We start from the raw sequence: 5574 nt of genomic DNA, 5'->3' as shown, positions 1-5574 counted from the left end.
ACGAAGTTCTCCGCTTCGCTCCGATACTTCGCGGGGGCCCCGACACGCCACCCCACGAAGTTCTCCGCTTCGCTCCGATACTTCGCGGGGGCCCCGACATGAAGCGTGCTGCTGCTGCGGTGGTCGCGGTGGCGCTGTCACTGGGTCTGTCGGCGTGTTCCTCGGACTCGAACTCGATTGCCGCGCAGGCGAAGTCGGGCAGCGGTAAGAGCTTCATCTCCGGGGACGGCACGATCGAGCAGCTCCCGGTTGCAGACCGGGGCAAGCCGTTGACGCTCTCCGGCACCACGGTCACCGGCAAGAAGTGGTCGCTGTCGCAGGCCGCAGGCAAGGTGGTCGTGCTCAACACGTGGGGATCCTGGTGCCCGCCGTGCGTCGACGAGGCCCCGCACCTGCAGAAGGCGTGGACGAAGCTCTCGAAGCAGGACAAGCCGGTTGCCTTCATGGGGATCAACTACCGCGAGAGCGCGGAGACCGCTGAGGCCTTCCTCCGCTCTCGCAAGATCACCTACCCATCCCTCGCCGACGACGGGGGCCAGACGCTGCTCGCGCTGCGGGGCAAGGCGTCGGTGACGCCGACCACGCTGGTCCTCGACGAGAAGGGCCGCATCGCCGCCCGGGTCTCCGGCCCCGTGTCGACCGCCACGTTGACCGGCCTGGTCAACACCGTCCTGCGTGAGTCTGCGTAGTCACGGCGTGCACAGTTCCCTGCCCTGGTCGGCCTCCGTGCTCACGGATGCCGGTTCGACGGTCATCTCCGGCAGCCTGCCGCTGGCGCTGCTGCTGGCCCTGGCCGCCGGCGCCGTGTCGTTCGCGTCACCGTGCGTGCTGCCGCTCGTGCCGGGCTTCCTCGGCTACGTGACCGGGCTGTCCGGTGAGGGGCTCGAGCGACAGGGGAGAGGGCGGCTGGTCACCGGCGCCCTGCTCTTCGTCGTCGGCTTCAGCGCGGTCTTCATCTCGGTCGCGGTGACCGCCTCGGCGTTCGGGACCCTGCTGGTGGAGCACCGCGGCCTGCTCATGCGGCTCGGCGGCGTCATCGTCATCGTGATGGCGCTGCTGTTCCTCGGCTTCGGGCCCCAGCGCACCTTCTCGCCACGGTGGCGCCCTGCGGCCGGGCTCGCCGGGGCTCCGCTGCTCGGAGTCGTCTTCGGTCTGGGCATGTCGCCCTGTGTGGGACCGGTCTTCGGGGCGATCCTCACGCTGTCCAACACCCTGTCCGCCGACTCCGACCTGATCCGGCGCGGTCTGGTGCTCTCCGGCGCCTACTGCCTGGGGCTCGGCATACCCTTCCTGCTCATCGCCGGGGGGTATGCGCGGGCCGGCCGCGCCTCCCGGTGGCTGCGTGACCACCACCGCCCCGTGCAGGTTGCCGGCGGGGTGCTCCTGATCATCGTCGGGCTGCTCATGGTGACCGGCCTCTGGGAGAGCGTCGTCACCTCGCTCCAGACGCGGCTCGTCGACGGATTCAGGACGGTGCTCTAGATGGCGCGCAGGACCCGAGACGACCTCGTGGAGCGCCCGGGCCACGAGCTGGACACCCAGCCGCAGGAGTCGGAGGTGCTCCAGCCGAAGATCGGCTTCCTCGGGCTGCTGCGGTGGATGTGGCGTCAGCTGACCAGCATGCGCACCGCGCTGTTCCTCCTGCTGCTGCTGGCGATCGGCGCGATCCCCGGTTCGATCTGGCCACAGCGCAACATCGATGCCGGCCGGGTCTCCGACTACCTGTCGCAGCACACCGTGGTGGGTCCGTGGCTCGACCGGCTCGGCTTCTTCGACGTCTACTCCTCACCGTGGTTCGCCGCGATCTACCTGCTGCTGTTCGTCTCGCTCGTCGGCTGCATCATCCCGCGCTCCCGGCTGCACTGGAAGGCGATGAGAGCCCAGCCGCCGAAGGCCCCGCGCCGGCTGGAGCGACTCTCGGCCCACCAGGAGCGGGTCGTGGTGGGCGAGCCCGAGCAGGTCGTGGCGGCCGCGCGAGCGGTGCTGCGCCGCAAGCGTTACCGGCTCCGGCCGGCAGACCCGGTCGATCCCGCCTCGGCGGACACGGTCGCCGCCGAGAGCGGCTACCTGCGCGAGACCGGCAACCTGGTGTTCCACATCGCACTGGTGGTCGTCATCATCGCGGTGGCGCTCGGCCACCTGCTCGGCTGGCGCGGCGACGTGATCGTGCCCGAGGGGCAGACCTTCTCCAACACCGTGTCCTCCTACGACACGATCGACCCCGGCCCGTGGGTCAATCCCGAGTCGCTCAAGCCGTTCTCGGTCCGCGTGCAGAAGCTGGACGTGTCCTTCGAGGACCAGGCCGGCGGGGCGCAGTTCGGCCAGCCGCGCGGCTTCACCGCCCACACCCTGACCCGCGACGAGCCGGGTGCGCCGGTCAAGGAGCAGAAGCTCGAGGTCAACGGACCCCTGTCGCTCGGTGGCGCCTCGGTGTTCCTGCTCGGCAACGGCTACGCCCCGGTCATCACGGTCAGGGACGCCAAGGGGCGGGTCGTCTACAGCCAGGCGACCCCGTTCCTGCCGCAGGACAACAACTACCGGTCGGTCGGGGCGGTCAAGGTGCCCGGCGGCGACCCCGAGCAGCTCGGGTTCTTCGGCTTCTTCCTGCCGACACTGGAGTTCGACAAGGAGCAGGGACCCATCTCGTCCTTCCCCGACCTGGACAACCCGGCCCTGGTCCTCGGCGTCTACAAGGGCGACCTCTACCCCGGCGGACGGCCCCAGTCGGTCTACACGCTCGACACCGACGAGATGACCCAGGTCAAGGGCGCGGACGGGCAGCCGCTGCGACTGCTGATCAAACCGGGCCAGACGATCAAGCTGCCCGACGGGCTCGGCTCGATCACCCTGGACAAGGTGGTGCGCTTCGCGGGCATCTCCATCCGGCACGACCCCGGCAAGATGCTGGCCCTGTGGGGCTCGCTGATCGCGCTGGCCGGGCTGATCGCCTCGCTCACGATCCGCCGGCGGCGGGTCTTCGTCCGCGTCCGTCCCGCCGAGCCGGAGACCGCCGGCGCCGGACCAGATGGCTCGGCCCCGCCGGGGCCACGTACTCTGGTCTCGATCGGCGGCCTCGCCAAGGGCGAGGATCCACGGCTCGCGGACGCGCTCGACCACGTCCTCGACGCCATCGCAGAACGGACAGGCAGCACGTCATGACCAACGAGACCCTCGCGACCTACTCCAACTACGGCCTCTACTCGGCCATCGTCGTGTTCACCCTGGTGATGCTCATGTTCGCGATCGACCTGGCCAAGGCCGCGAGCTGGACCGCCAAGGTGCGGACGGAGGACCACGAACGGGCGCTCGTCGGTGCGCAGGTCTCGGGAGCCGCAGCGCAGCAGGAGCCGGAGACGTCGGAGTCGCCGGAGACGGCGGAGACGACCACAGAGGTCAGCCGTCCCCGACAGTTCGCCGGCATGGGCATGTCGTTGTCCTGGCTCGGCACGCTGCTGCTGATCGTGACCCTGGCGCTGCGCGGCCTCTCGGTCGACCGGCCGCCGCTCGGCAACATGTACGAGTTCGCCCTCGTCGGCACCACCTTCGCCATGCTGGTCTTCCTGGGCCTCAGCCTGCGCCGCGACGTGCGCTGGCTCGGTCTGTTCGTGACCGGCCCGGTGCTGCTCACCCTGGGTCTGGCGCTGACCGTGTTCTACACCCAGGCCAGCCAGCTGCTGCCGTCGCTGCACAGCTTCTGGCTGGTCATCCACGTCACCGTCGCCACCTTGTCAGTGGGCCTGTTCACGGTGGCGTTCAGCGTCACGATCCTGCAGCTGATCAAGTCGCACCGCGAGCAGCACCCGCCGGCCAAACCGACCTTCGTGGAGGCCATGCCGTCGGCAGCCTCCCTGGACCGGACGGCATACGGGCTGCACGTGATCGCCTTCCCGCTGTGGACGTTCACCCTCATCGCGGGCGCGATCTGGGCCGAGCAGGCCTGGGGCCACTATTGGAACTGGGACCCCAAGGAGGTGTGGACCTTCGTGATCTGGATCGTCTACGCCGCCTACCTGCACGCCCGCGCGACCACCGGCTGGTCGGACCGCAAGGCCTCCTTCCTCGCGCTCGCGGGCTACGCCTGCATCCTGGTCAACTACATGGTCGTCAACGTCTACTTCGTCGGCCAGCACTCCTACTCGGGCATGTGAGCTGATGGCTGTGCGATACACCGTCCTTCGGCTGCTGACCTTCTTCGGTTTCCTGGTCGCCCTCTGGCTGCTGCAGCTGCGCGGCATCTGGCTCGTGGTGGCCGCCGGGCTGATGTCGGCGATCACGTCCTACTTCCTGCTCCAGGGCCCCCGGGCCGAGCTCAGCCGCAAGATCGAGGCGCGCGTGGACCGCCGGGTCAAGCGGGTCGACGAGCACCGCACAGCGGAGGAGGAAGAGGACGACGAGGCGTATGACGAGCCGTCCCGTCCCGACGAGGGCGACACCCCCCGCTGACGCTGCCCCCTTCACCCCCCTCTCGTGAGGAATCTTCGTGAGGTCTGGTGCCCTGTGAGGGACCGAAACCTCACGAAGATTCCTCCGGGGGACGGGGGTCAGCGGGTGGCGAGCCAGAGGCCGAGGCCGAGCAGCACGCCGTAGACCAGCTGCAGCCGACCGGTGCCGACGAGCACCTCGACCAGGTCGCGGCCCTGCGCGCCCGAGCGCACGCGGCGCACGAGCGGCACGGCGAGGGCCGCCGCCAACAGGCCGATCCACGCCGTCGGGTGCGCGATCCCCGCGACGATCACGGCGGCGAAGGCGAGGACCAGCAGCACGACATACAGCAGCCGGGTGCGCGCGTCTCCCAGCCGCACGGCCATCGTCCGCTTGCCGGTCTCGCTGTCGCCGGGGATGTCGCGCAGGTTGTTGGCGACCAGCAGCGAGCAGGCGATCAGCCCCACTCCGACCGCGCCGGCCCAGCTGGCGAGGTCGAGCGCGTGGGCCTGGGTCCAGACCGTGCCGAGCACCGCCACGAGTCCGAAGAAGACGAAGACGAAGACCTCGCCGAACCCCGAGTAGCCGTAGGGGCGGGAGCCGCCGGTGTAGTACCACGCGGCCAGGATGGCGGCGCCGCCGACGACCAGCAGCCACCACGACTCGGACAGCGCGACCAGCGTCAGCCCGGCGAGCGCGGCGAAGAAGAACGCGCTGAACGCGGCGATCTTGACGTTGCCGGGGTCGGCGAGGTGCTGGCCGACGAGCCGCACGGGTCCGACGCGCTGCTGGTCGGTGCCGCGGATCCCGTCGGAGTAGTCGTTGGCGTAGTTGACGCCCACCTGCAGCAGCAGCGCCACCAACAGCGCGAGCAGTCCGTAGCCCGGGTTGCCGTGACCGAGGGCGTAGGCCGAGCCGGTACCGATGATGACGGGGGAGACGGCGGCGGGCAGGGTGCGCGGACGAGCGCCTTCGACCCACTGGGACAACGTGGCCATGGACTCAGATCTGGAGGTGGGCGGGCAGGACGGACGGGGGCGTGGACGCGCTCGGCACGAGGTCAGAGGCCGCGCAGGAAGTCGGGGTCGTCATCGGGGCCGCGCGGCGCCGATGGCCGGCCGCGACCGGTGGTGCCCGCTCCGGGACCGCCGG

At 70.1% G+C, this 5574-nt stretch carries 6 protein-coding genes; 5 read left to right on the top strand and 1 reads right to left on the bottom strand.

Annotation, left to right across the window (positions count from 1 at the left end; all coding sequences use genetic code 11):
* Positions 1–98 precede the first annotated feature (98 nt).
* Genes FRW57_RS16405 through FRW57_RS16385 form a run of 5 tightly spaced genes read left to right on the top strand, consistent with a single transcriptional unit; the run spans position 99 to position 4443 of the window.
* Positions 99–689 (top strand): TlpA family protein disulfide reductase, encoded by a 591-nt coding sequence (locus tag FRW57_RS16405; protein WP_137121410.1) that lies wholly within the window; start codon positions 99–101, stop codon positions 687–689.
* Positions 676–1482, top strand: a complete 807-nt coding sequence (locus FRW57_RS16400) for a cytochrome c biogenesis CcdA family protein (RefSeq protein WP_338016646.1) — start codon at positions 676–678, stop codon at positions 1480–1482. Before FRW57_RS16405 ends, FRW57_RS16400 begins: the two co-directional genes overlap by 14 nt.
* Positions 1483–3159, top strand: coding sequence for a cytochrome c biogenesis protein ResB (gene resB / locus FRW57_RS16395; protein ID WP_137121411.1), 1677 nt, complete (start codon positions 1483–1485; stop codon positions 3157–3159).
* On the top strand, positions 3156–4148 hold the full coding sequence (ccsB, locus tag FRW57_RS16390; RefSeq protein WP_137121412.1) for a c-type cytochrome biogenesis protein CcsB: 993 nt from the start codon (positions 3156–3158) through the stop codon (positions 4146–4148). The genes resB and ccsB overlap by 4 nt, the downstream gene beginning before the upstream one ends.
* Positions 4149–4152: 4 nt before the next feature.
* The gene (locus FRW57_RS16385; protein WP_137121413.1) at positions 4153–4443 is read left to right on the top strand and encodes a DUF4229 domain-containing protein; all 291 of its coding nucleotides are present in this window, start codon (positions 4153–4155) and stop codon (positions 4441–4443) included.
* Positions 4444–4541: 98 nt separating this feature from the next.
* Here FRW57_RS16385 and FRW57_RS16380 read toward each other — a convergent pair whose 3' ends face one another.
* Positions 4542–5420, bottom strand: coding sequence for a 1,4-dihydroxy-2-naphthoate polyprenyltransferase (locus FRW57_RS16380; RefSeq protein ID WP_152186502.1), 879 nt, complete (start codon positions 5418–5420; stop codon positions 4542–4544).
* Between the last annotated feature and the right edge of the window lie 154 nt (positions 5421–5574).

Origin of the sequence: Segeticoccus rhizosphaerae (assembly GCF_009192725.1) — a bacterium.
Classification (GTDB): Bacteria; Actinomycetota; Actinomycetes; order Actinomycetales; family Dermatophilaceae; genus Segeticoccus; species Segeticoccus rhizosphaerae.
Note: the sequence above shows the minus strand (reverse complement) of the source record. Positions and strands in the feature narration are given on the sequence as shown.

Excerpts from the sequence above, each read along its gene's own strand:
- FRW57_RS16405 (WP_137121410.1), top strand. The coding sequence starts at position 99 with ATGAAGCGTGCTGCTGCTGCGGTGGTCGCGGTGGCGCTGTCACTGGGT.
- resB (WP_137121411.1), top strand. The coding sequence starts at position 1,483 with ATGGCGCGCAGGACCCGAGACGACCTCGTGGAGCGCCCGGGCCACGAG.
- ccsB (WP_137121412.1), top strand. The coding sequence starts at position 3,156 with ATGACCAACGAGACCCTCGCGACCTACTCCAACTACGGCCTCTACTCG.
- FRW57_RS16385 (WP_137121413.1), top strand. The coding sequence starts at position 4,153 with ATGGCTGTGCGATACACCGTCCTTCGGCTGCTGACCTTCTTCGGTTTC.
- FRW57_RS16380 (WP_152186502.1), bottom strand. The coding sequence starts at position 5,420 with ATGGCCACGTTGTCCCAGTGGGTCGAAGGCGCTCGTCCGCGCACCCTG.